The organism is Acidovorax sp. HDW3 (assembly GCF_011303755.1).
Classification (GTDB): Bacteria; Pseudomonadota; Gammaproteobacteria; order Burkholderiales; family Burkholderiaceae_C; genus Paenacidovorax.
Window position 1 is genome coordinate 1,504,762 of sequence record NZ_CP049885.1, and the last position, 24,852, is coordinate 1,529,613.

23 protein-coding genes and 1 tRNA gene are annotated in these 24,852 nt (G+C 64.9%); 13 read left to right on the forward strand and 11 right to left on the reverse strand.

From position 1 onward, the window contains the following. Positions 1-24 precede the first annotated feature (24 nt). The 10 genes from lptF (at position 25) to G7045_RS06770 (ending at position 10,309) form a co-directional block, all read left to right on the forward strand. Complete coding sequence (gene lptF, locus G7045_RS06725; RefSeq protein WP_166158925.1) at positions 25-1,131, forward strand: LPS export ABC transporter permease LptF; 1,107 nt, start codon at positions 25-27, stop codon at positions 1,129-1,131. Further along, a complete protein-coding gene (gene lptG, locus G7045_RS06730; protein ID WP_166158926.1) occupies positions 1,128-2,234 on the forward strand; it encodes an LPS export ABC transporter permease LptG in 1,107 nt (368 codons plus the stop codon). Before lptF ends, lptG begins: the two co-directional genes overlap by 4 nt. After that, on the forward strand, positions 2,231-2,602 hold the full coding sequence (locus G7045_RS06735) for a sirohydrochlorin chelatase (RefSeq protein WP_166158927.1): 372 nt from the start codon (positions 2,231-2,233) through the stop codon (positions 2,600-2,602). Before lptG ends, G7045_RS06735 begins: the two co-directional genes overlap by 4 nt. Before the next feature lie 43 nt (positions 2,603-2,645). Next, a complete protein-coding gene (locus tag G7045_RS06740) occupies positions 2,646-3,587 on the forward strand; it encodes a CysB family HTH-type transcriptional regulator (RefSeq protein ID WP_166158928.1) in 942 nt (313 codons plus the stop codon). Beyond that, the gene (locus tag G7045_RS06745; protein ID WP_166158929.1) at positions 3,584-4,735 is read left to right on the forward strand and encodes a pyridoxal phosphate-dependent aminotransferase; all 1,152 of its coding nucleotides are present in this window, start codon (positions 3,584-3,586) and stop codon (positions 4,733-4,735) included. The genes G7045_RS06740 and G7045_RS06745 overlap by 4 nt, the downstream gene beginning before the upstream one ends. 42 nt (positions 4,736-4,777) lie before the next feature. Next, the gene (locus G7045_RS06750) at positions 4,778-6,937 is read left to right on the forward strand and encodes a PAS domain-containing sensor histidine kinase (protein WP_166158930.1); all 2,160 of its coding nucleotides are present in this window, start codon (positions 4,778-4,780) and stop codon (positions 6,935-6,937) included. Further along, positions 6,924-7,631: an RluA family pseudouridine synthase gene (locus G7045_RS06755; RefSeq protein ID WP_166158931.1), complete on the forward strand. Its 708-nt coding sequence runs from the start codon at positions 6,924-6,926 to the stop codon at positions 7,629-7,631. Before G7045_RS06750 ends, G7045_RS06755 begins: the two co-directional genes overlap by 14 nt. Further along, entirely contained in the window at positions 7,628-8,392 is a 765-nt protein-coding gene (locus tag G7045_RS06760) for an SDR family NAD(P)-dependent oxidoreductase (protein ID WP_166158932.1), read from the forward strand. The genes G7045_RS06755 and G7045_RS06760 overlap by 4 nt, the downstream gene beginning before the upstream one ends. A gap of 94 nt (positions 8,393-8,486) precedes the next feature. Then, positions 8,487-9,671 (forward strand): beta-ketothiolase BktB, encoded by a 1,185-nt coding sequence (bktB, locus tag G7045_RS06765; protein ID WP_166158933.1) that lies wholly within the window; start codon positions 8,487-8,489, stop codon positions 9,669-9,671. A gap of 125 nt (positions 9,672-9,796) precedes the next feature. Next, positions 9,797-10,309, forward strand: a complete 513-nt coding sequence (locus G7045_RS06770) for a bacteriohemerythrin (RefSeq protein WP_166158934.1) — start codon at positions 9,797-9,799, stop codon at positions 10,307-10,309. Between the two features lie 116 nt (positions 10,310-10,425). Here the strand turns inward: G7045_RS06770 and G7045_RS06775 are convergent. The 10 genes from G7045_RS06775 to aceA all read right to left on the reverse strand — a co-directional run bounded on the left by G7045_RS06775 (position 10,426) and on the right by aceA (position 20,065). Beyond that, a tRNA-Pro gene (locus G7045_RS06775) sits at positions 10,426-10,502 on the reverse strand. A 32-nt stretch (positions 10,503-10,534) separates the two neighbouring features. Then, a complete protein-coding gene (locus G7045_RS06780; RefSeq protein ID WP_166158935.1) occupies positions 10,535-10,924 on the reverse strand; it encodes a MerR family transcriptional regulator in 390 nt (129 codons plus the stop codon). A gap of 37 nt (positions 10,925-10,961) precedes the next feature. After that, positions 10,962-11,285: an integration host factor subunit alpha gene (locus G7045_RS06785; RefSeq protein WP_166158936.1), complete on the reverse strand. Its 324-nt coding sequence runs from the start codon at positions 11,283-11,285 to the stop codon at positions 10,962-10,964. A gap of 55 nt (positions 11,286-11,340) precedes the next feature. Then, entirely contained in the window at positions 11,341-13,794 is a 2,454-nt protein-coding gene (gene pheT, locus G7045_RS06790; RefSeq protein ID WP_166158937.1) for a phenylalanine--tRNA ligase subunit beta, read from the reverse strand. Positions 13,795-13,941: 147 nt separating this feature from the next. Next, positions 13,942-14,994 (reverse strand): phenylalanine--tRNA ligase subunit alpha, encoded by a 1,053-nt coding sequence (gene pheS / locus G7045_RS06795; protein WP_166158938.1) that lies wholly within the window; start codon positions 14,992-14,994, stop codon positions 13,942-13,944. Between the two features lie 107 nt (positions 14,995-15,101). Further along, the gene (gene rplT / locus G7045_RS06800; RefSeq protein WP_166158939.1) at positions 15,102-15,464 is read right to left on the reverse strand and encodes a 50S ribosomal protein L20; all 363 of its coding nucleotides are present in this window, start codon (positions 15,462-15,464) and stop codon (positions 15,102-15,104) included. Positions 15,465-15,488: 24 nt separating this feature from the next. Then, on the reverse strand, positions 15,489-15,692 hold the full coding sequence (gene rpmI / locus G7045_RS06805; RefSeq protein WP_166158940.1) for a 50S ribosomal protein L35: 204 nt from the start codon (positions 15,690-15,692) through the stop codon (positions 15,489-15,491). A gap of 156 nt (positions 15,693-15,848) precedes the next feature. Beyond that, positions 15,849-16,457 (reverse strand): translation initiation factor IF-3, encoded by a 609-nt coding sequence (infC, locus tag G7045_RS06810; protein ID WP_205737217.1) that lies wholly within the window; start codon positions 16,455-16,457, stop codon positions 15,849-15,851. A gap of 79 nt (positions 16,458-16,536) precedes the next feature. Beyond that, the gene (thrS, locus tag G7045_RS06815; RefSeq protein ID WP_166158941.1) at positions 16,537-18,456 is read right to left on the reverse strand and encodes a threonine--tRNA ligase; all 1,920 of its coding nucleotides are present in this window, start codon (positions 18,454-18,456) and stop codon (positions 16,537-16,539) included. 280 nt (positions 18,457-18,736) lie between these two features. Then, positions 18,737-20,065 (reverse strand): isocitrate lyase, encoded by a 1,329-nt coding sequence (gene aceA, locus G7045_RS06820; RefSeq protein WP_166158942.1) that lies wholly within the window; start codon positions 20,063-20,065, stop codon positions 18,737-18,739. 363 nt (positions 20,066-20,428) lie between these two features. Between aceA and G7045_RS06825 the strand changes: the two genes are divergently transcribed. Then, positions 20,429-21,322 carry an EamA family transporter gene (locus G7045_RS06825; RefSeq protein ID WP_240919305.1) on the forward strand — a complete coding sequence of 298 codons (894 nt, stop codon included), beginning with the start codon at positions 20,429-20,431 and terminating at the stop codon, positions 21,320-21,322. Positions 21,323-21,334: 12 nt separating this feature from the next. Here G7045_RS06825 and rraA read toward each other — a convergent pair whose 3' ends face one another. Continuing rightward, entirely contained in the window at positions 21,335-21,832 is a 498-nt protein-coding gene (gene rraA / locus G7045_RS06830) for a ribonuclease E activity regulator RraA (RefSeq protein WP_166158944.1), read from the reverse strand. 226 nt (positions 21,833-22,058) lie between these two features. Here rraA and G7045_RS06835 point away from each other — a divergent pair, with 226 nt between their 5' ends. Together G7045_RS06835 and G7045_RS06840 are read left to right on the forward strand one after the other, a co-directional pair. After that, a complete protein-coding gene (locus tag G7045_RS06835; RefSeq protein WP_166158945.1) occupies positions 22,059-22,367 on the forward strand; it encodes an SWIB/MDM2 domain-containing protein in 309 nt (102 codons plus the stop codon). Between the two features lie 226 nt (positions 22,368-22,593). Continuing rightward, positions 22,594-24,846 (forward strand): TonB-dependent siderophore receptor, encoded by a 2,253-nt coding sequence (locus G7045_RS06840; RefSeq protein WP_240919291.1) that lies wholly within the window; start codon positions 22,594-22,596, stop codon positions 24,844-24,846. Positions 24,847-24,852: the final 6 nt, after the last annotated feature.

Below are 24,852 nucleotides of genomic sequence, written 5' to 3' on the forward strand. Positions count from 1 at the left end.
AATCGACGTTTTCCTTGGGCCGTGATGTTATTCGATTCATCTATTCGTAAAGAGCTGGCGCGCAGCTTTGGCGCGACGCTGGTGGTGCTGGTCACCGTGGTCATGACCATGATGCTGATCCGCACCCTGGGCCAGGCCTCGCGCGGCAACGTCAATCCGTCGGACGTGATGCTCATCATGGGCTTTACCGTACTCGGGCAGTTGTCCACCATCTTGAGCCTGAGCCTGTTCATTGCCATCGTCGGCACACTCTCGCGCATGTACCGCGACAGTGAGATGGTGATCTGGTTTGCCAGCGGGCGCGGCCTGGCCAGCCTGGTCGGGCCCCTGCTGCGTTTTGCCTGGCCGGTACTGCTGACGATTGCCGTACTGGCGCTGGGCGTGTGGCCTTGGGCCAACGAGCAGATTCAAACGCTCAAAACCCAGTTCGAACAGCGCAGCGACGTCGATCGCATCGCCCCGGGCGAATTTCAAGAGTCGGCCAACGGCACGCGCGTGTTCTTCATCGACAAGGACAGCCCGGACGACAAGTCGGCCAGCAACGTCTTCATCGCCGCCAACGAGCATGGGCGCGAATCGGTCACGTCGGCGCGCAGCGCCAAGGTGGAGATCATCGACGGCGAACGCGTGGCCTTTTTGCTGCAGGGCTCGCGCATGGAAACGCGCACCGACAGCCCCACCCTGCGCCTGAGCAGCTTTGCCGAATACAGCACCCGCATTGAGCGCAGCACGACACCGAGCGCCATCGTAGAAATCATGGCCAAGTCCCTGCCCACGCTAGCGCTGCTGCAAAGCCCCGAGCCCTCGCTGCGCGCCGAACTTGGCTGGCGCCTGGGGCTGGCCCTGGGCGCCTTCAACCTGGTGCTGCTGGCGCTGGCCGTCGCCAGTGTCAACCCGCGCGCCGGGCGCAGCAGCAGCCTGGTGTTTGCGCTCTTTGCCTTCATCGTTTACTACAACTTCATGACCCTGGGCCAGAGCTGGGTCGGCGCCGAACGCATCGGCCTGCTGCCCATGCAGCTGCTGCTGCACGGCGGCATGTTCAGCCTTGCCTTGCTGACGCTGGCCGTGCGCCACAACCGCTGGTCGCCGCGCCAGCTGCTCGGGGCGGGCCGCACTGGGGCTACTGCATGAAAATCCTGCGCCGCTTTATCTACCGCGAGGCTGCCCTGGCGATCACCTACGTCACCATCAGCTTTCTCGCGCTGTTTTTCTTCTTCGACATGATCGACGAGCTGCGCTGGGTGAACAACCAGCCCGGCGGCTACCAGCTCTCGCACGCCCTGCTGACGGTGGCGCTGCGCCTGCCCAACTACCTCTACGAACTGCTGCCGATCACGGTGCTGATCGGCACCATCTACGTCATGGCCAGCCTGGCGCAAAGCTCGGAGTTCACCATCATGCGCACCAGCGGCCTGGGGCCGGGGCGGGCACTGGGCACGCTCTTGGCGCTGGGCGGCATCTTCGTCGTCATCACGTTTGCCGTCGGTGACTACCTGGCGCCGCTGTCGGATCGCACCGGGCAGCTGCTCAAGGCACGCTTTCGCGGCGAGCTCACCGGCAGCGCCAGCGGCGGCTGGCTCAAAGAGCGCCAGGACGACCATGCCCTGGCCGTCAACGTGCGCGCCCTCGGGCCTGACGGGCTGATGCTCGATCTGCGCATTTTTGACTTTGACGCCCAAGGGCGCCTGAGCCGCCAAATCCGTGCCGCCTCGGCCCGGGTGGCCGCCGACGGCCAGGGCTGGGAGCTCGAGCAGGTGCAGCAGCGCCAATTCCTGCTCAGCGGCGCCGACCAGGCACGCGTCGAAGTCAGCCACAGCCCCCAGCTGCTGTGGCCCACCAGCATCAGCGCCGACATGGTGTCGGCGGCGCTGCTCAAGCCCGACCGAATGCCCACCATCGAGCTATTCCAGTACATCCGCCACCTGCAAGACAACGGCCAGTCGGCGCAAAAATACGAAATCGAGTTCTGGCGCAAGGTCTTCTACCCCCTGTCCTGCCTGGTGATGGTGGTGCTGGCGCTGCCCTTTGCCTACCTGCACTTTCGCTCTGGTGGCATTGCTGCCTACGTCTTTGGCGGCGTCATGGCAGGCATCAGCTTCTTCATGCTCAACACCGTGTTCGGCTACGCCGGCAACCTGCGCCAGTGGTGGCCCTGGCTGACGGCGGCGGCGCCGGGGCTGATTTACTCCGCGCTCTCACTGGGCGCTTTTGGCTGGTTGGTGCTGCGACGATGAGCCGCCGTGGCCTGATCCTGTTCGCCCATGGCTCGCGCGACCCGCTGTGGCGCGCACCCATCGAGGCCGTGCGCCAAGCCCTGGCCACGCTGCACCCAGAACTGCCCGTGCGCTGCGCCTACCTGGAGCTGTGCCAGCCCGACCTGGCCCAGGCAGCTACAGAATTGATAGCTGCTGGCGCTTGTCAGATAAGCGTTACACCCATGTTTTTAGGCACAGGCCGGCACGCCCGCGAAGACCTGCCGCAGCTGATTGCCGCGCTCGCTGCGCAGCACCCAGGGGTGCGCTTTCACGTCCAGGGCCCCGTGGGCGAAGACCCGCGCATGGCGCTGCTCATGGCACAAATTGCCGCTGAAGACGCCCTATAAAACCTTGCAGCATAATGAAGAAAATTTTTATTAAATTTTCGATATGAATCTGCACCAGTTCCGCTTTGTCCAGGAAGCAGCGCGCCGCAACCTCAACCTCACCGAGGCCGCCAAGGCCCTGCACACCTCGCAGCCGGGCGTCTCCAAGGCCATCATCGAGCTCGAAGACGAACTGGGCGTGGACATCTTCGCGCGCCACGGCAAGCGCCTCAAGCGCATCACCGAGCCGGGCCAGCACGTGCTCAAGAGCATCGAGCTGATCATGCGCGAAGTCGGCAACTTGAAGCGCATCGGCGAGCAGTACAGCGCGCAAGACAGCGGCACCCTGTCGATTGCCACCACCCACACCCAGGCGCGCTACGTGTTGCCGCTGCCGGTGGCGCGCCTGCGCGAGGCCTATCCCAAGGTGCACATCAGCCTGCACCAGGCAACGCCGCACGAGGTTGCGCGCATGGTGCTCGACGAGGTGGCCGAAATCGGCATGGCGACCGAATCGCTGTCCGACTACCCCGACCTCGTCACCCTGCCCTGCTACGAATGGCAGCACGTGCTGGTGCTGCCCACTGGCCACCCGCTGGCGCAAAAAGAGCGCGTCGGCCTCGACGACATCGCCCACGAGGCGCTCATCACCTACCACCCCTCGTTCACCGGGCGCGGCAAGATCGACCAGGCCTTTGCCGCGCGCAAGCTGCAGCCGCGCATCGTGCTCGAAGCCATCGACTCGGACGTCATCAAGACCTACGTGCGCCTGGGCCTGGGCATCGGCATCGTCGCCGAAATGGCCATGCGCGAGGACCCGCTGGGCGACCTGGTGGTGCGCCCCATGGGCCACCTGTTTGGCCAGAACTCGGCGCGCGTGGCCTTCAAGCGCGGCGCCTACCTGCGCAACTTCGTCTACAAATTTGCCGAGCTGCTCAGCGACCGCCTGAGCCGCGACCTGGTCGCCCGCGCCATGAGCGGGCACGTGCACGACTACGAACTATGAGCTGCCCGCGCTTTCCCAGCCGCCTGCCCAGCGTCGGCACCACGATTTTCAGCACCATGTCGGCCCTGGCCGCCGAATGCGGCGCCGTCAACCTCGGCCAGGGCTTTCCAGACTTCGACTGCGACCCAGCGCTGCACAGCGCCGTCAGCGCGGCCATGCAGGCCGGCCACAACCAATACCCACCCATGCCCGGCCTGGCGGCGCTGCGCCAGGCGGTTGCTACAAAAATAATAGCTACTCACGCACGCTCCTATTGCCCTGAGGCCGAAATAACCATCACAGCCGGGGCCACGCAGGCGATCTTGACGGCCATCCTCGCCTGCGTGCAGCCGGGCGACGAGGTGATCGTGCTCGACCCCTGCTACGACAGCTACGTGCCCGCCATCACCCTGGCCGGGGCCCACGCCGTGCGCGTGCCACTCACGCCCGGCAGCTTTGCGCCGGACTTCGAGCGCATCGCCGCAGCGCTTTCGGCGCGCACGCGCCTGCTCATCATCAACAGCCCGCACAACCCCAGCGCCAGCGTCTGGAGCGCCGACGACATGCGCGCCCTGGAGGCCCTGCTCGCGCCCACCAACGTGCTGCTGCTGTCTGACGAGGTGTACGAGCACATGGTGTTCGACGGCGCCACGCACCACAGCGCGGCGCGCTTTGCCGGCCTGGCCGAGCGCGCCTTCATCGTCAGCAGCTTTGGCAAAACCTTCCACGTCACAGGCTGGAAGGTGGGCACCGTGGCCGCGCCCGCAGCGCTGATGGCTGAATTTCGCAAGGTGCACCAGTTCAGCGTCTTTAGCGTCAACACCCCCATGCAGCACGGGCTGGCGGCCTACCTGCAGGCGCCGGCGCCCTACCTGCAGCTGCCCGCTTTTTACCAAGCCAAGCGCGACCTGTTCCGCCAGGGGCTGCAGGGCTCGGGCCTGCGCCTGCTGCCCTGCGCGGGCAGCTACTTCCAGTGCGTGGATTACACCGCCGTGAGCGCGCTGCCCGAGCTTGATTTTTGCCAGTGGCTGGCGCGCAGCGTGGGCGTGGCGGCGATCCCGCTGTCGGCCTTCTACGGCAACGGCTACGAGCAGCGCGTGGTGCGCTTTTGCTTTGCCAAGCGCGAGGACACCTTGCACGCCGCCCTGGAGCGCCTGCGGCGGCTGTAGAACTCGGCCACAATCGAGCCGCCTTTGCTTGCCGCGTCCACCATGAGCCGCCCAGACCTTTCCTTTCTCTTTCAGCACCCGCCGGCGGATACCGACGAGGGCGACAGCGCTGGCGCAGCGCTGCAGCCCCACAGCAGCGCCCCAGCAGCGCAGCCGCACGACGCCATGCAAGAGCTGGTCAACGAGCTGCGCAACTACCAGTTCGAGCTGGAGACGCAAAACAAGGTGCTGCGCTTTAGCCAGTCCTCGGCCGAGAGTGCCTCCGAGCGCTTCGAGGCGCTGTTCTCCAGCGTGCCGCTGGCGCTGATGGTGATCGACGAGCACGACATGGTGGTGCAGGCCAACTCCATGGCGCACCGCTCGTTCCAGCCCACCGAGCAAGACCCGGGGCTGATCTCGCTCATGCCCTTCGTCAGCGCGCCCGACACCGAGCGCGTGCGCCGCGCCTTCCTCACCGCACGCGCGCAGGGCCGCGCCGACACCTCGGAGGTGCTGTTTCACATCAGCCCCCAGGTGCGCATGACGGGCGACTTGCACATCGCCTGCATCGAAGCGCCCCAGGGCAGCCTGCTGCCGCTGCGCCAGTACCTGTGCGCCGTCATCGACCAAGGGCCCTTGATTGCCGAGCGCCAGACGCTGCAGCAGCGCAACGAGCAGCTGCACGCCAGCGAGCGGCGCCTGGAGGCGGTCATCAACTCCGCGCTCGACGCCATCATCTGCGTCGATCAGCACCAGCGCATCACGGTCTTCAACCCGACGGCGGCAGCGCTGTTCCAGTGCGCCACCAGCGACGCCCTGGGCAGCCCGCTGCAGCGCTTTTTGCCCGAGGTGGCGCAGGCGCTGGACCTCAACCAGATCGCCACCCAGGCGGTGCTCGGGGAAATGCAGGCGTGCACCGCCACCGGCGGCGTGCTGGCGGTGGAGGTCAGCATCAGCTTCGAGCGCCACAGCGAGGGCGAAACCACCACCGTCTTCGCGCGCGACCTGACCGGGCGCAAAAAAGCCGAGGCCCGGCGCACCGAACTCGAAGCGCAGCTGCGCGAATCGCACAAGATGCAGGCCGTGGGCACCATGGCCGGCGGCATTGCGCACGACTTCAACAACATCTTGAGCGCCATCCTCGGCAACGCCGAACTGGCCAAAGCCGACGCGCTGGCGCAAAGCCCCGACTCCCCCATTCTGGAGAGCCTGCGCGAGATCGAAAAAGCCGGCCGGCGCGCGCGCGACCTGGTGCGCCAGATCCTCACCTTCAGCCGCAACGAGCCGCTGCAGCGCAGCCCGGTGCAAATGGCCGAAGTCATGCAAGACACCGCCCGCCTGCTGCGCGTGACGCTGCCGCCCACCATCGAGCTGCAAGTGCAGGCACCAGCGCAGCTGCCGCCCATCCTGGCCGACGTGACGCAGATCGAGCAGGCCGTGCTCAACCTGTGCACCAACGCCGTGCACGCCATTGGCGAGCAACGCGGCAGCATCGTGGTGCAAGCACGCCTGGAGCACCCCGCGCCGCACCGGTGCGAGCGCCTGGGCCTGCCGCCGGGCGACTACGTTGCGCTGGACGTGCAAGACAGCGGCCCCGGCATCGACAGCGCCACGCTCTCGCGCATCTTCGAGCCCTTCTTCACCACCAAGCCCGTCGGCCAGGGCACGGGCCTGGGCCTGCCCGTGGTACACGGCGTGATGCGCACCCACGGCGGCGCCATCGACGTGCACAGCGTGCCCGGCGAGGGCACGCGCTTTACCCTGTACTTTCCGGCCGCCGGCGAGGCCCAGCCCCAACCCGCCGCCGCCCCCAGCAGCCCGCCGCCAGCGCCAGCGCCACAGGGCGCGCGCACGCACCACATCCTGTACGTGGACGACGACCAGGCGCTGGTCTTTTTGGTGCAGCGCCTGCTGCGCCGGCGCGGCTACGAGGTCAGCGGCTACACCGACCCGCACGAGGCCATGGCCGCGCTGCAAGAAAATCCTGAGCGCTACGACCTGCTGGTGACCGACTACAACATGCCCGGCTACTCCGGCGTCGAGGTGCTGCACGCCGCCCGCGCCATCCGCCCGCAGCTGCCCGTGGCCCTGGCCTCGGGCTACGTCACCGCCGAGATCGAGCAAGCCGCCCTCGCCGCCGGCGCGCGCGCGCTGATCCACAAGCCCAACGATGTGGACGAGCTCTGCACCACCGTCGATCGCCTCATCCATGAAGCCCAGTGAGCCCGCACCAGCGCTGCACTGCTGGTCCCAAGACGCCGATATGCTGGTGCTGGACAAACCCAGCGGCCTGCTGTGCGTGCCCGGGCGCGGCCCGGACAAGCAGGACTGCCTGAGCGAGCGCGCCCAGGCGCAGTGGCCCGGCGCGCTCATCGTGCACCGGCTCGACCAGCCCACCTCCGGCCTGGTGCTCATGGCGCGCCACGCCCAGGCGCAGCGCGACCTGAGCCTGGCCTTTGCCGAGCGGCGCGTGCACAAGCAGTACCTGGCCGTGGTGCGCGGCCAGCCGGCCCTGCCCACCGATGCCGACGGCTGGGGCCTGATCGACCTGCCGCTGATCTGCGACTGGCCGCACCGCCCGCTGCAAAAAGTCGATTGGGAGCACGGCAAACCCAGCCAGACGCGCTGGCGCAGCCTGGGCTACGAGCGCCAAAGCGACACCAGCGTGCTCGAACTCGAACCCCTGACCGGGCGCTCGCACCAGCTGCGCCTGCACCTGGCGCACCACGGCCACCCCATTTTGGGGGATTCTCTCTACGCCGACGCCGCCACCCAGGCCCAGGCGCCACGCCTGCTGCTGCACGCGCACCGCCTGGGATTGGCGCATCCAGGCAGCGGCAGCTGGCAGCAATGGCAATCGCCCGCCGACTTCGGCGCGCCCTGGCAGGCGCTGCTGGCCGCTACCATGGGCGCATGAGCGTTTTTCACCTGTACATCCTCACCGGCAGCTCGCGTGGCATGGGCCTGGCCATGGCCGCGCAGCTGCTGCAGCCGGGCCAGCACCTGCTGTGCATCGCCCGCCAGCCCAGCACCACGCTACAGGCCCCGCCCGGGGCACTGCTCGAACAATGGCCGCTGGACCTGGCCCAGGGCGCACAGGCGGCGCAAAAGCTGCACGCCTGGCTGCAGGGCCTGGCGCCGGCACGCTACGCCAGTGCCACGCTCATCAACAACGCCGGCGTCATGCCCCGCATTGCACCGCTGGCCGATTGCGCTGCCAGCGACGACCTGAACGGCATCGCCAACGCCCTGCGCGTGGGGCTCGAAGCGCCCATGCTGCTGAGCGCCGCCTTCCTCGCCGCCACCGAAGATTGGGGCCTGCCGCGCAAGCTGCTCAATATCTCGTCTGGCCTGGGCCGCCGCCCCATGGCCGCGCAGGCTCCCTACTGCGCCGCCAAGGCCGGGCTCGATCATTTCAGCCGCTGCCTGGCGCTGGAAGAAGCCGCCAAGCCCCACGGCGCGCGCGTCTGCGCCCTGGCGCCGGGCGTGATCGACACCGACATGCAGCTGCAACTGCGCAGCGCCAGCGCAACCCACTTCCCCGACCAGGAGCGCTTTGCCGCCCTGCACCACAGCGGCGAGCTCACCGACAGCACCAGCGCCGCCGCCCGCGTGCTCGCCTGGCTGGCAAGGCCAGACTTTGGCCAGGCCGCCGTGGCCGACGTGCGCACGCCCTGAGCCGCAGGGTGAATGCTATGTTATTGATAGCTGCTCACGCTTATTCAGCAAGCGCTAGAGCCCGATTTTTACCTCAACCACAGGAGTATTTCCCATGACCCGTGAAGTCGTCGTCGTCAGCGCCGTGCGCACCGCCATTGGCACCTTTGGCGGCAGCCTCAAAGATGTGCCCCCCACCCAGCTCGGCGCCACCGTGGTGCGTGAATCGCTCGCGCGCGCCAGCGTCGAGGGCCAGGACGTGGGCCACGTCGTCTTCGGCCATGTGGTCAACACCGAGCCCAAGGACATGTACCTCTCGCGCGTCGCGGCCCTCAATGGCGGCTGCGTGCAAGGCACGCCGGCGTTCAACGTCAACCGCCTGTGCGGCTCGGGCCTGCAGGCCATCGTCAGCGCCAGCCAGGCCATCTTGCTTGGCGATTGCGATATCGCCATTGGCGCCGGCGCCGAGAACATGAGCCGCGCCCCCTACGCCAGCCTCACCAGCCGCTGGGGTGCACGCATGGGCGACATGAAAATGATCGACATGATGATCGGCGCGCTGCACGACCCGTTCCAGAACATCCACATGGGCGTGACGGCCGAGAACATCGCCGCCAAGTGGGGCATTAGCCGCGAGGAGCAAGACCAGCTCGCCGTCGAAAGCCAACGTCGCGCGCAAAAAGCCACCGAGGCCGGTTACTTCAAAGACCAAATCGTGCCGGTGATGCTCAAGAGCAAGAAAGGCGAGGTCGCCTACAGCACCGACGAGCATTTCCGCGCCAACGCCACGATGGAGGACATGGCCAAGCTCAAGCCCGTGTTCCTGAAGGAAAACGGCACCGTCACCGCCGGCAACGCCTCGGGCATCAACGACGCCGCTGCCGCCGTGGTGCTGATGGACGCCAAAACCGCCCAGGCCCGTGGCGCCAAGCCCCTGGCGCGCCTGGTGGCCTATGCCCACGCCGGCGTCGATCCTCAGTACATGGGCATCGGCCCCGTGCCCGCCACGCAGCTGGCGCTGAAAAAAGCCGGCCTGACGGTCCATGATCTGGACGTGATCGAAGCCAACGAAGCCTTTGCCGCCCAGGCCTGCGCCGTCACGCGCGACCTGGGGCTCGACCCCGCCAAGGTCAACCCCAACGGCTCGGGCATCTCGCTGGGCCACCCCATCGGCGCCACCGGCGCGGTCATCACCGTCAAGGCACTGCACGAGCTCCAGCGCATCCAGGGCCGCTACGCGCTGGTGACGATGTGCATCGGCGGCGGCCAAGGCATTGCCGCGATTTTTGAGCGCATGTAAATTCACCCGCCACAGGCGTCCGCCGCCGTCTTGATCCATGCAAAGAGCAATCATGACTTGCATCAAGACAGAAAACGGCGGGCGCCGCCATACTCCGCCCCATTCTTGGAATTTGGAGAATTTTTGTGGCCATCCTCACCTGGGTTCCCGACCTGGACACCGGTATCGACGAAATCGACCGGCAGCACCGGCGCATCGTGGACTACATCAACAAGCTCTATGAACTGCGCAACACCCCGGATCGCGAGGCCCTGGGCGACGTCATCGCCGAAATGGTGGACTACACCATCTCGCACTTTGTTTTTGAAGAAGCGCTGATCGAAAACGCCGGCTATATGTTTGCCGGCCCGCACAAGAAAGTGCACGACCTGTTCACCCGCCGCGTGGCCGAAATGCAATCGCGCTTCGACGCCGGCGAAGACGTGACCGCCGAGCTGCACGGAATGCTCTCGCGCTGGCTCTTCAACCACATCCGCAATGAAGACCACGGCTACGTGGACGCGGCCAAAACCTATCTGCGCATGGCCCGCGAAAATAGTCCCGCCGGAGAAAAAGCCAAACTCAAGGCCGAGTTGCTGCAGGAAATCGAGCAGCGGCAGCAGAAAAAAGGCTGGCTGGCCAAACTCCTGGGGCGCTAACGCCAACCTATAACGCAGCCCCAACCCACGCCCTGGCGATTCAAACGCCCAGGGCGATTTTTTTTGCACAAAAAAAATCGCCTAGCTTTTTTACAAAGCTAGGCGATTTGAATAAATGGTCGGCGTGGCGGGATTCGAACTCGCGACCCCTTGCACCCCATGCAAGTGCGCTACCAGGCTGCGCTACACGCCGACAAGACTTAGATTATATACACAATTTTTAGCTCAAAAAGAAAGAAGGGCACGAAGTTCCAATAATTCCTGGCGCAGGGCCAGTGGCCTGGTGGGGGGCGCATTTGGCAAGGCGTTCGACGGGGGCGAAGCGTTGGGTTCTGCGCCCTCGTCTGGCGTACCGTCCAGGGCCCACTCCTGCAGGCGGTTGCGTGCGCCGCTGATGGTGAAGCCCTGGTCGTAGAGCAGATCGCGGATGCGCCGGATCATGAGCACTTCGTGGTGCTGGTAGTAGCGCCGGTTGCCCCGGCGCTTCATGGGGCGCAACTGGGTAAATTCCTGCTCCCAGTAGCGCAGCACGTGGGGCTTGACGCCGCACAACTGCGCCACTTCGCCGATGGTGAAGTAGCGTTTGGCAGGAATCGGTGCGAGCAAGGGGCCCATGATGGTGTCGCCGGCAGCAGTGATTGAACCCGGCAGCTTAGCCGATGCCAGCTGCGTCCTGAATCTGCTCTTTGAGCTTGCTGCTGGCGTGGAAGGTGACCACGCGCCGCGCCTCGATGGGGATGGACTCCCCGGTGCGCGGGTTGCGCCCGGGGCGCGGGGCCTTGGTGCGGATTTGGAAGTTGCCAAAGCCCGAGAGCTTGACGTCCTGCCCCTGCACCAGGCGCTGCACCAGCAGATCAAAAAATGCATCGACCATGTCTTTGGATTCGCGCTTGTTCAGGCCGATCTGGTCAAACAGCAGATCTGCCAGCTGCGCCTTGGTCAAGGCGTTGCTTTCCAGGCTATCGACAAATTCCATCACGAACGGGCTCCTTCGGTCATGCCGTGCTTCATGCAATGTTGCAAGGTCACCATCAGCCGCGCAGCTTGGCGCCGGTGCGCTCGGCCAGTTGCGCGAGCACGGCTTGCACTGCGGCGTCGATGTCCACATCGCTCAATTGCGCGTCGTCCTGCGCCAGCGTCAGGCGCAGAGCCAGGCTTTTCTCGCCCGGCTGCAGTGCGCCGGCAGCGGGCTGTTCACCAGCGCGCAGCGGCTTGGGGCGATAGACATCAAACAGCACGGCGCTGCGCACGGTGGGCGAGGCGGCGGCAATGGCGGCCTGCACTTGGGCGTGGGTGACGCCCTCGGCCACGACCACGGCAATGTCGCGCTGCACCGCCTGGTGCTTGGCCACGGCGCGCGCCTGGGGCACGGCGCGGGCCAGCACGGCGTCGAGTTCGAGCTCGAACAGCACCGGCGCCTGCGGCAAGTCCCAGCCCTGGCGCCAGCGCGGGTGCAGCTCGCCGACAAAGCCGATCGCCTGGCCGCCGACGAGCACGCGGGCGCAACGCCCAGGGTGCATGGCCGGGTGCGCAGCGGGCTCGAACTGCGCTGGCAGGGGGGCAAGCAGTGCTTCCACATCGCCCTTGGCGTCGTAGAAATCAACGGCCTGCTCCTTGCTGCCCCACTGCAGCGGCGCGGCGCTGCCGTAGGCCAGACCGGCGACGCGCATGGGCTGGTGAAAGCCCTGCACGGTGGTGTCGGAATCTGGCACGCCCTCGTCGCGCAGGAACACGCGGCCCAACTCGAACACGCGCACGCGCTCGGCGCGGCGGTCGAGGTTGAACTTCAAAACCTGTAGCAAGGAACCCAGCAGGGACGAGCGCATCACGCTCATCTGGCTGGCAATGGGGTTGAGCAGCTTGATGGGCGCGGCATTGCCCGCCAGCTCATGCTCCCAGCGTTCTTCGACGAAGCTGAAGTTGATGGTTTCCTGGTAGCCCAGGCCGGCGAGCAGGTGGCGCACGGCAAAGGGGCTGCGCGTGGCCTCGGACGGCAGCTTGGGCGTCGTGGGTGCCAGCGGCGGCGTGGTCGGCAGGTTTTCGTAGCCGACGATGCGCGCCACTTCTTCAATCAGGTCTTCTTCGAGCGTGAGGTCAAAGCGGAACGACGGCGGCGTGACGGTGACTGTGCCTTCGCCCCCATCGCCCTTTTCTTGCACCGCCAGGCCCAGGCCGCGCAGCGCGTTGGCGCATTGCGCCTGCGTCAGCGGCATACCGATGACCTTGGCCGCACGCGCCACGCGCAGCGTGACGGGCTGGGGCTTTGGGGTGTTGGGGCGCTGGTCGGTAATGGGGCCGCACTGGGTTTGCGCCGTGCCGCAGATTTGCAGCACCAGGGCGGTGATGCGCTCGATGTGCTCGACGGTGTATTCGGGATCGACGCCGCGCTCGAAGCGGTGGCCAGCGTCGGTGGAGAAGTTAAAGCGCCGCGAGCGCCCGGCAATCGCCTTGGGCCACCAGAAGGCGGCTTCGATGTAGATGTTCTGCGTACCGTCCGACACGGCGGTGGCGTCGCCGCCCATGATGCCGGCGAGCGACTCGATGGCCTGGCTGTCGGCAATCACGCCTACCTTCTCGTCCACGGTGACGGTGTTGCCGTTGAGCAGCTTGAGGGTTTCGCCCGCCTGGCCCCAGCGCACCTGCAGGCCGCCGTGGATTTTGTCGAGGTCAAAAATATGGCTGGGGCGGCCGAGCTCGAACATGACGTAGTTGGAGATATCGACCAGCGGCGAGACGCTGCGCTGGCCGCAGCGCGCCAGGCGCTCGACCATCCACGCCGGGGTTTGCGCCTGGGTGTTGATGCTGCGCACGATGCGCCCGGAAAAGCGCCCGCACAGGTCGGTGGCGGCAATGTCTACCGGCAAGGTGTCGGGCGTGCCGATGCTGGCCTGCGCAAAGTCCAGCGCCTTGAGCGGTGCGCCGGTCAGGGCCGATACCTCGCGCGCAATGCCATAGACGCTCAGGCAGTGCGCCAGGTTGGGCGTGAGTTTGAGCGTGAACAGCGTGTCGTCGAGCTGCAGGTACTGGCGCACGTCCTGGCCCAGCGGCGCATCCAGGGGCAGCTCCAGCAGGCCGCCGTGGTCGTCGGCAATGCCGAGCTCGCGGGCCGAGCACAACATGCCGTAGCTCTCCACGCCGCGCAGCTTGCCGACCTTGATGAGGAAGGGCTTGCCGTCTTCGCCCGGTGGCAGCTCGGCCCCCACCTGGGCGCAGGGCACGCGAATGCCCACGCGCGCATTGGGTGCGCCGCAGACGATGGTCAGCAGCGCGGGGCCGCCCACATCGACCTGGCACACGCGCAGGCGGTCGGCGTTGGGGTGCTGCGCGGCTTCCTTGATTTCACCGACGACGATGTTGGTGAACGGCGGGGCAACGGGGACGAGTTCTTCGACCTCCAGCCCGGCCATGGTCAGGGTGTCGGCCAGCGCTTGCGTGGACAGCGGCGGGTTGCAAAATTCGCGCAACCAGGATTCAGGAAATTGCATGGTCAGACTCTATGACGTGCTCTTAAAAAATGAGCTGTTTGCGCGCTCTGCGCCTTGTTTTCAGCATAAAAACTATCTGAAACCCTTACAGGACAAGCGCGAGCAGCTCTCTTTTTTGATGATTCTTCGGGGGCCTCACCGCCCCCATTAACGGAACTGCGACAGAAAGCGGATATCGCCATCAAAGAACAGGCGCAGGTCGTTGACGCCGTAGCGCAGCATGGTCAGGCGATCGGGCCCCATGCCAAAGGCAAAGCCGATGTAGCGCTCGGGGTCCAGCCCCATGTTGCGCACCACGTTGGGGTGCACCTGGCCGCTGCCGGCCACCTCCAGCCACTTGCCGGCCAGCGGGCCGCTTTGGAACTGGATGTCGATCTCGGCGCTGGGCTCGGTGAAGGGGAAGAAGCTGGGGCGGTAGCGCAGCACCAGGTCGTCGCTCTCGAAGAAGGTGCGGCAAAAGGCGGTGAAGATGACCTTCAAATCCTTGAAGCTGACGTTCTCGCCAATCCACAGCCCCTCGCACTGGTGGAACATGGGCGAGTGCGTGGCGTCCGAATCCACGCGGTAGGTGCGGCCCGGGGCGATGACACGAATCTCGGGCATGGTCTGCCCCGCGTCGAGCAGGGCGCGGTATTTCTTGACGTGCTGCACCGCGTGGCGAATCTGCATCGGGCTGGTGTGCGTGCGCAGCAGGTTGGGCGCCTCGGGGCTGCCGCCTTCGACGTAAAAGGTGTCGTGCATGGAGCGCGCCGGGTGATCCTCGGGCGTGTTCAGCGCGGTGAAGTTGAACCAGTCCGATTCAATCTCCGGCCCCTGGGCCACGTCAAAACCCATGGAGCCAAAAATGCCCTCGATGCGCTCGAGCGTGCGCGAGACGGGGTGCAGCCCGCCCTGCCCACGCGTGCGCCCAGGCAGGGTGACATCGAGCGCCTCGGCCTGCAATTGGGCCTGCAGCTCGGCTTCGGCCAGCTGCTCGCGCCGGGCGGTGAGCGCGGCCTCGATGGCCTGCTTGGCGACGTTGATGGCCGCGCCGCGTGTTTTTTTCTCTTCGACAGAGAGCTGGGCCATGCCCTTCATCAGCTCGGTCACGCGGCCGGCCTTGCCCAAAAACTGGGCCTTGGCGTTTTCCAGCTCGACAGGGGTGGCGGCCTGCGCAAACAGCTCGCGGGCGCTGGCGGCCAGGGTATCCAACTCGTTCATGGTGTTCTCGGGGTGCATGAAAAAAACAAGGGCCAGTGCCTTTTCAAGCCCTGGCCCTTATTGGTAGTGCGCGAGCAGCTATTAAATTAATAGCTGCTGATCGTGACTTAAGCGGCAGCCAGCTTGGCCTTGACTTGTTCCACGATGCTGCCAAAGGCAGCCTTGTCGTGCACGGCGAGGTCGGCCAGCATCTTGCGGTCGATCTCGATGGCAGCCTTCTTCAGGCCGTTGGCGAACTGGCTGTAGGTCATGCCCAGTTCACGCACACCGGCGTTGATACGGGCAATCCACAGACGGCGGAACACGCGCTTCTTGGCACGGCGGTCACGGTAGGCGTACTGGCCTGCCTTCATCACCGCCTGTTTGGCGATGCGATAGACGTTGCCACGGCGGCCACGGAAACCCTTGGCCAGGGCAAGAACTTTTTTGTGACGGGCGCGTGCCGTTACACCACGTTTGACGCGAGGCATGTGTTTTCTCCTTGTTCGTCTTGATTACAGGCCCATGCCGGGCAGCATCTGTGCGATCGAGCCCATATTGGTCTCGTGCACGTTCACTGCACCACGCAGATGGCGCTTGTTCTTGGTGGTCTTCTTGGTCAAGATGTGACGCTTGAAGGCTTGACCGCGCTTGACGGTTCCACCCGGACGAACGCGAAAACGCTTCTTCGCGCTGCTCTTGGTTTTCATTTTGGGCATGTCACTGCTCCTATTTATGTTGTGCTCGTGAGGCGTTGGCAGCCACTGCTGCCCCCTTGTTGGCCCCGAGCCACTTTTACAGCCAGGCCCCGAGGGGCCCAACCGACTTTCCAGCGCCACCCCAAGGGCCGCGCCAGTCCATTCTTTGGATGACCATCAAGCCGCTGCTGCCGGCGCTGCGGCTGCAGCACCTTCGGCCTTGCCCGCCGGCTTCTTGCGCGCCGGTGCGATCATCATGATCATCTGGCGGCCTTCGAGCTTGGGGAACTGCTCGACCTGGATGCTGTCAGCCAGATCGTCACGCAGGCGGTTGAGCAGGGCCAGGCCCAGCTCCTGGTGCGTGATCTCGCGGCCCCGAAAGCGCAGCGTGATCTTGCACTTGTCGCCATCGGCCAAAAAGCGGCGGATGTTGCGCAGCTTGATGTTGTAGTCGCCATCGTCGGTACCGGGGCGGAATTTGACTTCCTTGATGTCGATGACCGTCTGCTTGGCCTTGGCCTCGGCGGCTTTTTTCTGCTCCTGGTACTTGAACTTGCCGTAGTCCATCAGGCGGCAGACAGGCGGGCTGGCCGTGGCGGCGATTTCCACCAGGTCCACGTCCAACTCCCCTGCCATGCGCAGGGCCTCTTGCAGGCTGACGATGCCGATGGGCTCGTTCTCAGGGCCCGACAGGCGCACTTCAGGCGCCATGATTTCCCGGTTCAGGCGGTGCTTGCGCTCCTCGCGCTGGCGACGGTCACGAAATTCAGTAGCGATGGTTTTCACCTTCAATCAAAAATGCTACGAAAAGCGTAGCAGCTCACGCACTACCCGTGCGCTCTTAGGCCAGTTTTAACGTCAAAAATCAGGCTTTGGAGGCGATGTCCTGTGCGATCAATTCGACAAAGGCGTCGAGGGACATCACACCCAGGTCTTTGTTGCCCCGGGCGCGCACTGCGACGGCTCCGGCGGCCTTTTCCTTGTCGCCCGCGACGAGGATGTAGGGCAGCTTTTGCAGCGCGTGCTCGCGTATTTTATACGTGATCTTTTCGTTGCGCAGATCGGTCACCACCCTAAGGGCTTGATGCGGCAGTGCTTTTTGCAGCTTTGCAGCAATTTCGCGACAGTAATCGCCTTGCGCGTCGGTGATGTTGAGCACCGCCACCTGCACCGGCGCCAGCCACACCGGCAGCGCGCCCGCGTGCTGCTCGATCAAAATGCCCAGGAAGCGTTCGAGCGAGCCGACGATGGCGCGGTGCAGCATCACCGGGCGGTGGCGGTTGCCGTCCTCGCCCACGTATTCGGCGTCCAGGCGCTCGGGCATGGAGAAGTCCACCTGGATGGTGCCGCACTGCCAGTGGCGGCCAATGGCGTCCTTCAGGGTGTATTCAATCTTGGGGCCGTAGAACGCGCCTTCGCCGGGCGAGAGCTCAAACGCGCAGCCCGAAGCCTCCAGGCTGTGGATCAGCGCCGCCTCGGCCTTGTCCCAGCTCTCGTCCGAGCCAATGCGCGCCTCGGGGCGGGTGGCCACTTTGTAGATGATGTCGCTATAGCCAAAGTCGGCGTACACCTTTTGCAAGAGCTGGGTAAAGGCCAGCACCTCGGGCTGAATCTGGTCTTCGGTGCAGAAGATGTGGCCGTCGTCCTGCGTGAAACCGCGCACGCGCATGATGCCGTGCAGGCCGCCCGTGGGTTCGTTGCGGTGGCACTGACCAAACTCGCCGTAGCGCAGCGGCAGGTCGCGGTAGCTCTTGATGCCCTGCTTGAAGATCAGCAGGTGGCCGGGGCAGTTCATGGGCTTCAAAGCATAGTCGCGCTTTTCGCTCTCGGTGATGAACATGTTCTCGCGGTACTTGTCCCAGTGGCCGGTCTTCTCCCACAGGGTCTTGTCCAGAATCTGCGGGCCCTTGACCTCCTGGTAGCCGTTGTCCTGGTAGACGCGGCGCATGTACTGCTCGACCTGCTGCCACAGCGTCCAGCCCTTGGGGTGCCAGAACACGGTGCCGGGCGAATGCTCGTCGATGTGGAACAAATCCAGTTCCCGCCCCAGTTTGCGGTGGTCGCGCTTTTCCGCCTCTTCGAGCATGTGCAGGTAGTTCTGCAGCTCGTCCTTGCTCGCCCAGGCCGTGCCGTAGACGCGCTGCAGCATCTCGTTGCGGTGGTCGCCACGCCAGTAGGCACCGGCCACCTTCATCAGCTTGAAGAATTTGAGCTTGCCGGTGCTGGGCACGTGCGGGCCACGGCACAGGTCTTCAAACGCGCCTTCGCGGTACAGGCTCACGTCCTCGTTGCTGGGGATGCTGGCGATGATCTCGGCCTTGTAGTGCTCGCCCAGGCCCTTGAAGTACTGCACGGCCTCATCGCGCGGCAGCACGCGGCGCACCACGGGCTCGTCCTTGGCGGCCAGTTCCGTCATGCGCTTTTCGATGGCCACCAAATCCTCGGGCGTGAACGGGCGCTTGTAGGCGAAGTCGTAATAAAAGCCGTTTTCAATCACCGGGCCGATGGTGACCTGCGCGTCCGGGAACAGCTCTTTGACGGCGTAAGCCAGCAAGTGGGCGGTGGAGTGGCGAATCACCTCCAGGCCGTCGGCATCCTTGGCAGTGACGATGGCCAGCGGGCTGTCTTGCGTGATTTGGTAGCTGGTATCAACGATTTTGTCGCCAATCTTGCCGGCCAGGGCCGCCTTGGCCAAGCCAGAGCCGATGGAGGCGGCCACCTCGGCCACCGTCACCGGGCCGGGAAATGCGCGTTGCGAGCCGTCGGGGAGCGTGATGTGAAGCATGGAAACAAATCCTTGGGGGTCTGAGGGTGGGGTCTGCCGCGCTTCAGATGCCTTAAAGCAAAAAGCGCGGAACACAGTCCGCGCTTGATGTGGGGGAGAAAAGCTCTCGTGCAGGCGCGAACGGCCAGCCTTAACGGCTGGTGGAGGTCTCCGTCGTAGTTCGCGGTGTCATAACCAGCATTGCCTTTCTCGCCCTTGTGTATTGAAAGGGTGCATTTTAACCTGCACCAACGCAAAAGGCCCGAAGCCAAAGCTCCGGGCCTTCCCCGCACCACGAAGATCAGTGGAACTGCTCTTCTTCGGTGGAGCCGGTCAGGGCCTTCACGCTGGAAGAACCGCCTTGGATCACGGTGGTCACGTCGTCGAAGTAGCCTGCGCCCACTTCTTGCTGGTGCGACACGAAGGTGTAGCCCTTCTCACGTGCGGCAAACTCAGGCTCTTGCACCTGGTTGACGTAGTGCTTCATGCCTTCGCCACGGGCGTAAGCGTGGGCGAATTGGAAGGTGTTGTACCAGTTGACGTGGATACCAGCCAGGGTGATGAACTGGTACTTGTAGCCCAGAGCCGACAGGTCTTCCTGGAAGGAAGCGATCTGGCTGTCGTTGAGGTTCTTCTTCCAGTTGAACGACGGCGAGCAGTTGTACGACAGCAGCTTGCCAGGGCAGGCAGCGTGCACGGCTTGTGCAAATTCGCGGGCAAAGCCGATGTCCGGCACGCCGGTTTCGCACCACACCAGGTCGGCGTAGGGGGCGTAGGCCACGCCACGGCTGATGGCTTGCTCCAGGCCGTTCTTGACGCGGTAGAAGCCTTCTTGCGTGCGCTCGCCAGTCACGAACGGACGATCGTTCTCGTCGCAGTCAGAGGTCAGCAAGTTGGCGGCCTCGGCATCGGTACGGGCCAGCACGATGGTGGGCACGCCCATCACGTCGGCAGCGAAACGGGCAGCGATCAGCTTCTCAACCGCTTCGCGGGTAGGAACCAACACCTTGCCGCCCATGTGGCCGCACTTCTTCACGGCGGCCAGCTGGTCTTCAAAGTGCACGCCGGCAGCGCCGGAGGCGATCATGTTCTTCATCAGCTCGAAGGCGTTGAGCACGCCGCCGAAACCGGCTTCCGCGTCCGCCACGATGGGCAGGAAGTAGTCCACGAAACCTTCGTCGCCGGGGTTGATGCCACGGCCCCACTGGATTTCGTCAGCGCGCTTGAAGGTGTTGTTGATGCGGCGCACCATGGTGGGCACCGAGTCGTACGCGTACAGCGACTGGTCGGGGTACATGGTTTCGGACGTGTTGCCGTCGGCAGCGACTTGCCAGCCCGACAGGTACACGGCTTCCAGGCCGGCCTTGGCTTGCTGCATGGCCTGGCCGGCGGTGATGGCGCCGAAGGCGTTGACGTAGCCCTTCTTGGCGCCGCCGTTGACCTTTTCCCACAGCTTTTCAGCGCCATTCTTGGCCAGGGTGTACTCGGGCTGCAGGCTGCCGCGCAGGCGCACCACGTCGGCGGCGCTGTAGCCGCGCTTGACCAGCTTCCAGCGGGGGTTGGTGGCCCAGTCTTTTTCCAGGGCGGCGATTTGCTGTTCGCGGGTCAGCGTGCGGTTCGATTCGGTCATGTAAACACTCCAAGAGGTGGGGTTGAACACTGCGGGCGAAAGCCTCGCCCTTGGGGTTAACTTTAAGTCTTCTATAAGACTTCCACAAGCTCTTATGTCTTATACAAGAGATAATTTTTTGACCATATAAATCAACAAGTTAGATGAAAATACCTCAATGTGAAATGATTTTTCTTAAATTGAGACATCCAACCGCATGGGGAGCATCTTTCAATTTCGCATTGCAAAATCACGCTTGCACAAAGTGAAAAACAATCGACACACGCCATCGGGCATGATCGACGCCCACCCCTCCCTTGACCGCCCTGCCCCGCCGTGAACTCCCCCAGCCGCCCCCTTGCCTACCTGTGCCTGGCCCTGAGCATGTCGCTCGTGGGCGCCTATGTGGCCCTGTCCAAGCCGCTGGCGGCCGCCATTCCAGTGCTGCTGCTGGCCTGGCTGCGTTTTGGCATTGGCGCCCTGGCCATGCTGCACTGGCTGCCCAAGCCGGCGGACGAGCCCGCGCTCACCCCCGCCATCCGCCGGCTGCTGTTCCTGGAGGCGCTGCTGGGCAATTTTCTTTTTACCCTGTGCATGATCGGCGGCGTCAGCCTCACGAGTGCGGTCACGGCCGGCGTCATCATGGCCGGCATTCCGGCGGCGGTGGCGCTGCTGAGCTGGTGGTTTCTGAAAGAGCACATCAGCACCCGCACCTGGCTGGCGGTGGCGCTGGCGGTGCTCGGCATCACGCTCTTTGCGCTCTCAAAACAGGAGCTGCCCGCGCAAGCTGGACAAGCCCTAGAGGCCAAAAACACCCAAAACATGGTCTGGCTGGGACATTTGCTGCTGGTGGCGGCGGTGCTGTGCGAGGCGGCGTATTCGGTGATTGGCAAAAAACTCACCGGCACCCTGGGCCCCAAGCGCATCACGGCGCTGATCAATCTCTGGGGCCTGGCGCTGGCCACGCCGCTGGGGCTGTACACCGCCTGGCAGTTCGACTTTGCCGCCGTGCCCGCCGGCATGTGGCTGCTGCTGCTGTTCTACGCCCTGGCCGCCTGCATGTGGACGGTGTGGCTGTGGATGACGGGACTCAAGGTGGTGCCGGCGGCGCAGGGCGGCATCTTTACCGTGCTGCTGCCCGTGAGCGCCGCCCTGGTCGGGGTGCTGGTGCTGGGCGAGCGCCTGAGCGCCTGGCAGCTCGCCGCCTTTGGCCTGGCGCTGGCCAGCGTGCTGCTGGCCACCTTACCGACACGCCTGGCGCGCGGCGTGCGGCGCTGATGGCCACGCCAATTACAGCGCGCGCTCGCTGACGACGATGCCGTCGGCATCGGCGTACAGCCAGTCGCCCGGGCGCACCCACACGCCCTGGATCTGCACCGGCACCTCGCTGCGGCCCTCGCCCTTGCGCTCGGTCGGCATGGGGATCAGGCCCAGGGCGCAAATGCCGACGGCCGCCGTGCGCAGCTCGGCCACGTCGCGCACGCAGCCGTTAACCAGCACCCCGGCCCAGCCATTTTTAGCCGCTGCGGCGGCGATGTTGCCGCCGACCAGGGCGCGGCGCAGCGAGGCGCCACCATCGACCACCAGCACCCGCCCCAGGCCGGGGGTATCGAGCAGCGCCTTGACCTGGGTGTTGTCCTCAAAACACTTGACCGTCACCACCGGGCCGGCAAAGGTCGTTACGCCGCCGTAGCTCTGGAACAGCGGCGGCAGCACGCGCAGGCCGCCGGGCTCGTCGCCCTTGTGGGCATCGCAAAAATCACAGGTGCTGAAAGATGCAGTCGTCATGGCACTATCGTTTCGGTTGGGTAGATACAGGCAAACTCTGGGCACGATTGTGGCGCCACAGCAGGCCACAGGGTTTGCCCGCGCTGCCTGGGCGCAACAAATCGGGGTAAAAAAGTCGGTGTGCTGCACGGGGAGATGATTTTTCCCAGTAGCATCGCCCCCTACCAGTAGAGCCACGCCGTGTTCGCTGGTGACTCAACGATTTCCCCCAAAGGACTGAACCACCATGGCAACCGCTGCAAAGAAGGCCCCTGCAACCAAAACCGAAGCCCCGGCTGAAAAGAAGCGCACCCCCAACGCCGCCTTCATGAAGCCCCTGACCCCCAGCCCAGCCCTGGCTGCCGTGGTCGGCGCCAAGCCCCTGCCGCGCACCGAGATCATCAGCAAGCTGTGGGTGTACATCAAGGAACACAACCTGCAGGATGCCGCCAACAAGCGCAACATCAACGCCGATGCCAAGCTCAAGGAAATCTTCGGCAAGCCGCAAGTGACGATGTTTGAACTCGCCGGCCTGATCGGCAAGCACGTCAAGTAATTGGCGCTGCCGGCCCTGCCACCGTCCCCCAGCCGACCCCCGGGTCGGCTTTTTTACGCCTGTGGCAAATCCGCATCAATGCAAATGAGAATAAAGATCATTTGATGTAACATAAAGACAACGACTGCGCACAGCCACGACATTTTCCAGCCACTGCCGTCGCCCACCCCGCGCGCCCGCCTTTTGGTAGCGGCGCGCTTTGTTTTTTGTTTTTGGAGCGCGTACCTTGTCCCACCCTCTGCAGCACGGCAGTGCCAATGAACACCCTTTGCAACCCCCTGCGGCCACGCCTTCTATCGCCAGCCTGGACGCCAAAACCGCCCTGCTGCCCCTGGGCGCGCTGATGCTCGCGGCCTCGGTGTCGAGCTGGGCCCAGAGTGCGCCTGAGGTGCAGATGTCCACCGTCACGGTCAAGGAAAAGGCCGAGGTGCAAAGCAAGGACAAGCTGCAGACGAAGAAGACCCAGATCGGCCGCAGCACGCAGGACATCCGCGACATTCCGCAGTCGCTCACCGTGCTGACTGAACGCATGATCGACGACGCCAAGCTCGACACCCTCAAGCAGGCGCTGCACTACACCTCGGGCATCACCTTTGCCGCCACCGAGAACGGCACCGACCAAGACATCCGCCTGCGCGGCTTTCCCGTGGCTGCGGTGGGCGATTTGCTCATCGACGGTATGAAAGACCCCTCGCAGTACGACCGCGACACCTTCAACTACGACCGCATCGAGGTGCTGCGCGGCTCGGCCTCGCTGCTGTTCGGGCGCGGCTCCACCGGCGGCGTGGTCAACCAGGTGAACAAAAAGCCGCTGCTCATCGACCAATACCAGCTCGAAGCCACCTACGGCACGGACAGCGTGCTGCGCACCACGGCCGACTTGAACAAGGTCATCGGCCAGGACGCGGCGCTGCGCGTGAACCTGATGCGCACCGCCGGCGACAACCACGGCGCCAAGATCGACAAATACGGCATTGCGCCCACCGTCAGCTGGGGCATTGGCACGCGCGACGAATTCTCCGTCGGCCTGTTCTACCTCGACGTCGATAACCGCCCGATGAGCAACATCCGCTACCTCGAAGGCAGCGTGCCCAGCGCCCTGGACGCCAAAGACTTCTACGGCAGCAAGAGCGACTACCTGCGCGGCAAGGCCAGCTACGCCACGGCCTCGTGGATCCACCGCTTCGACAGCGACGCCGAACTGCGCACGCAAATGCGCGCCGGCACCTTCGACCGCGCGCAGTGGGGCTCGACCGCCAGCTTTGCCAGAGGCACCACAGTGGCCAACCTGAGCGACCGCACCGTGCTCAACGTCGTCGGCCTGAGCCCGCGTCAAGACCGCCATGAAGGCGTTTACCTGCAGTCGGACTACAGCACCAAGGCGCAATGGGGCGGCCTGCAGCACCAGTTGCAAGTGGGCGTCGATGCCGCACAGGAAAAAGCCACCTTTGAAGCCGCCAACGGCCAGCCGGGCACCAACTTCAACAAGGGCAGCACCACCGTGGGCAACGCCGGCGGCCTGCCAGAGCTTGCGGTGTCGCCGCGCTACCGCTACGACCAGAGCTACGACGCCTGGTCGCTCGGTGCCTACGTGCAGGACCTGGTGCAGGTGGCGCCGCACTGGAAGATTCTGGGCGGCCTGCGCTGGGACCGCGTCAGCGCCTCGCCCGAGCGCGACGTGTACACCGCCGGCGTGTACCAGCGCCACGAGAGCAGCAGCCTGCGCTACAACAACCTCTGGAGCCAGCGCCTGGGCGTGCTCTACCAGCCGACCGAGTCGGCCTCGTTCCACGCCGCGTACAGCACCTCGTTCAACTCCTCGGCCGACACCTACCGCTTCACCTCGCAGCAAACGGCGAACACCGACGCGGAAAAGAGCCGCAACTTTGAACTCGGCGCCAAGCTCGACTGGCTCGGCGGCAACCTGTCCACGCGCGGCGCGATCTTCCGCACCGAGAAGTACAACGAGCGCACCACCGACGCCGACTTTGCCGGCGACGCCTACCTGCTCAACGGCAAACGCCACGCCGCCGGCGTCGAGCTCGACGTGGTCGGGCGCATCACGCCGCAGTGGGACGTGTACGCCAGCTACACCTGGATTCCGGTCGCCACCATCGACAAAACCGGCAGCGCCCAGGCCAACACCGTTGGCCAGCGCGTGGGCCTGACGCCCAAGCACAGCGGCAGCCTGTGGCTGGGCTACCAGGCCACGCCCAAGCTGCGCCTGGCCGGCGGCCTGCGCGGCGTCTCGACCAACCGCCCGGTCAGCGGCGCTACGGGCGCCGCCTCGCAAACAGCGCGCGCTCCAGGCTATGTGGCCATGGATTTGATGGCGGAGTACCAGTTCACCGACACCGTGTACGCCAAGCTCAACATCACCAACGCCACCAACCGCACCTACGGCGACCAGCTCTATCCCGGCTTCGTCACCCTGGGTGAAGCCCGCAACGTGCGCCTGACCGTCGGCACACGCTTCTAACCATCG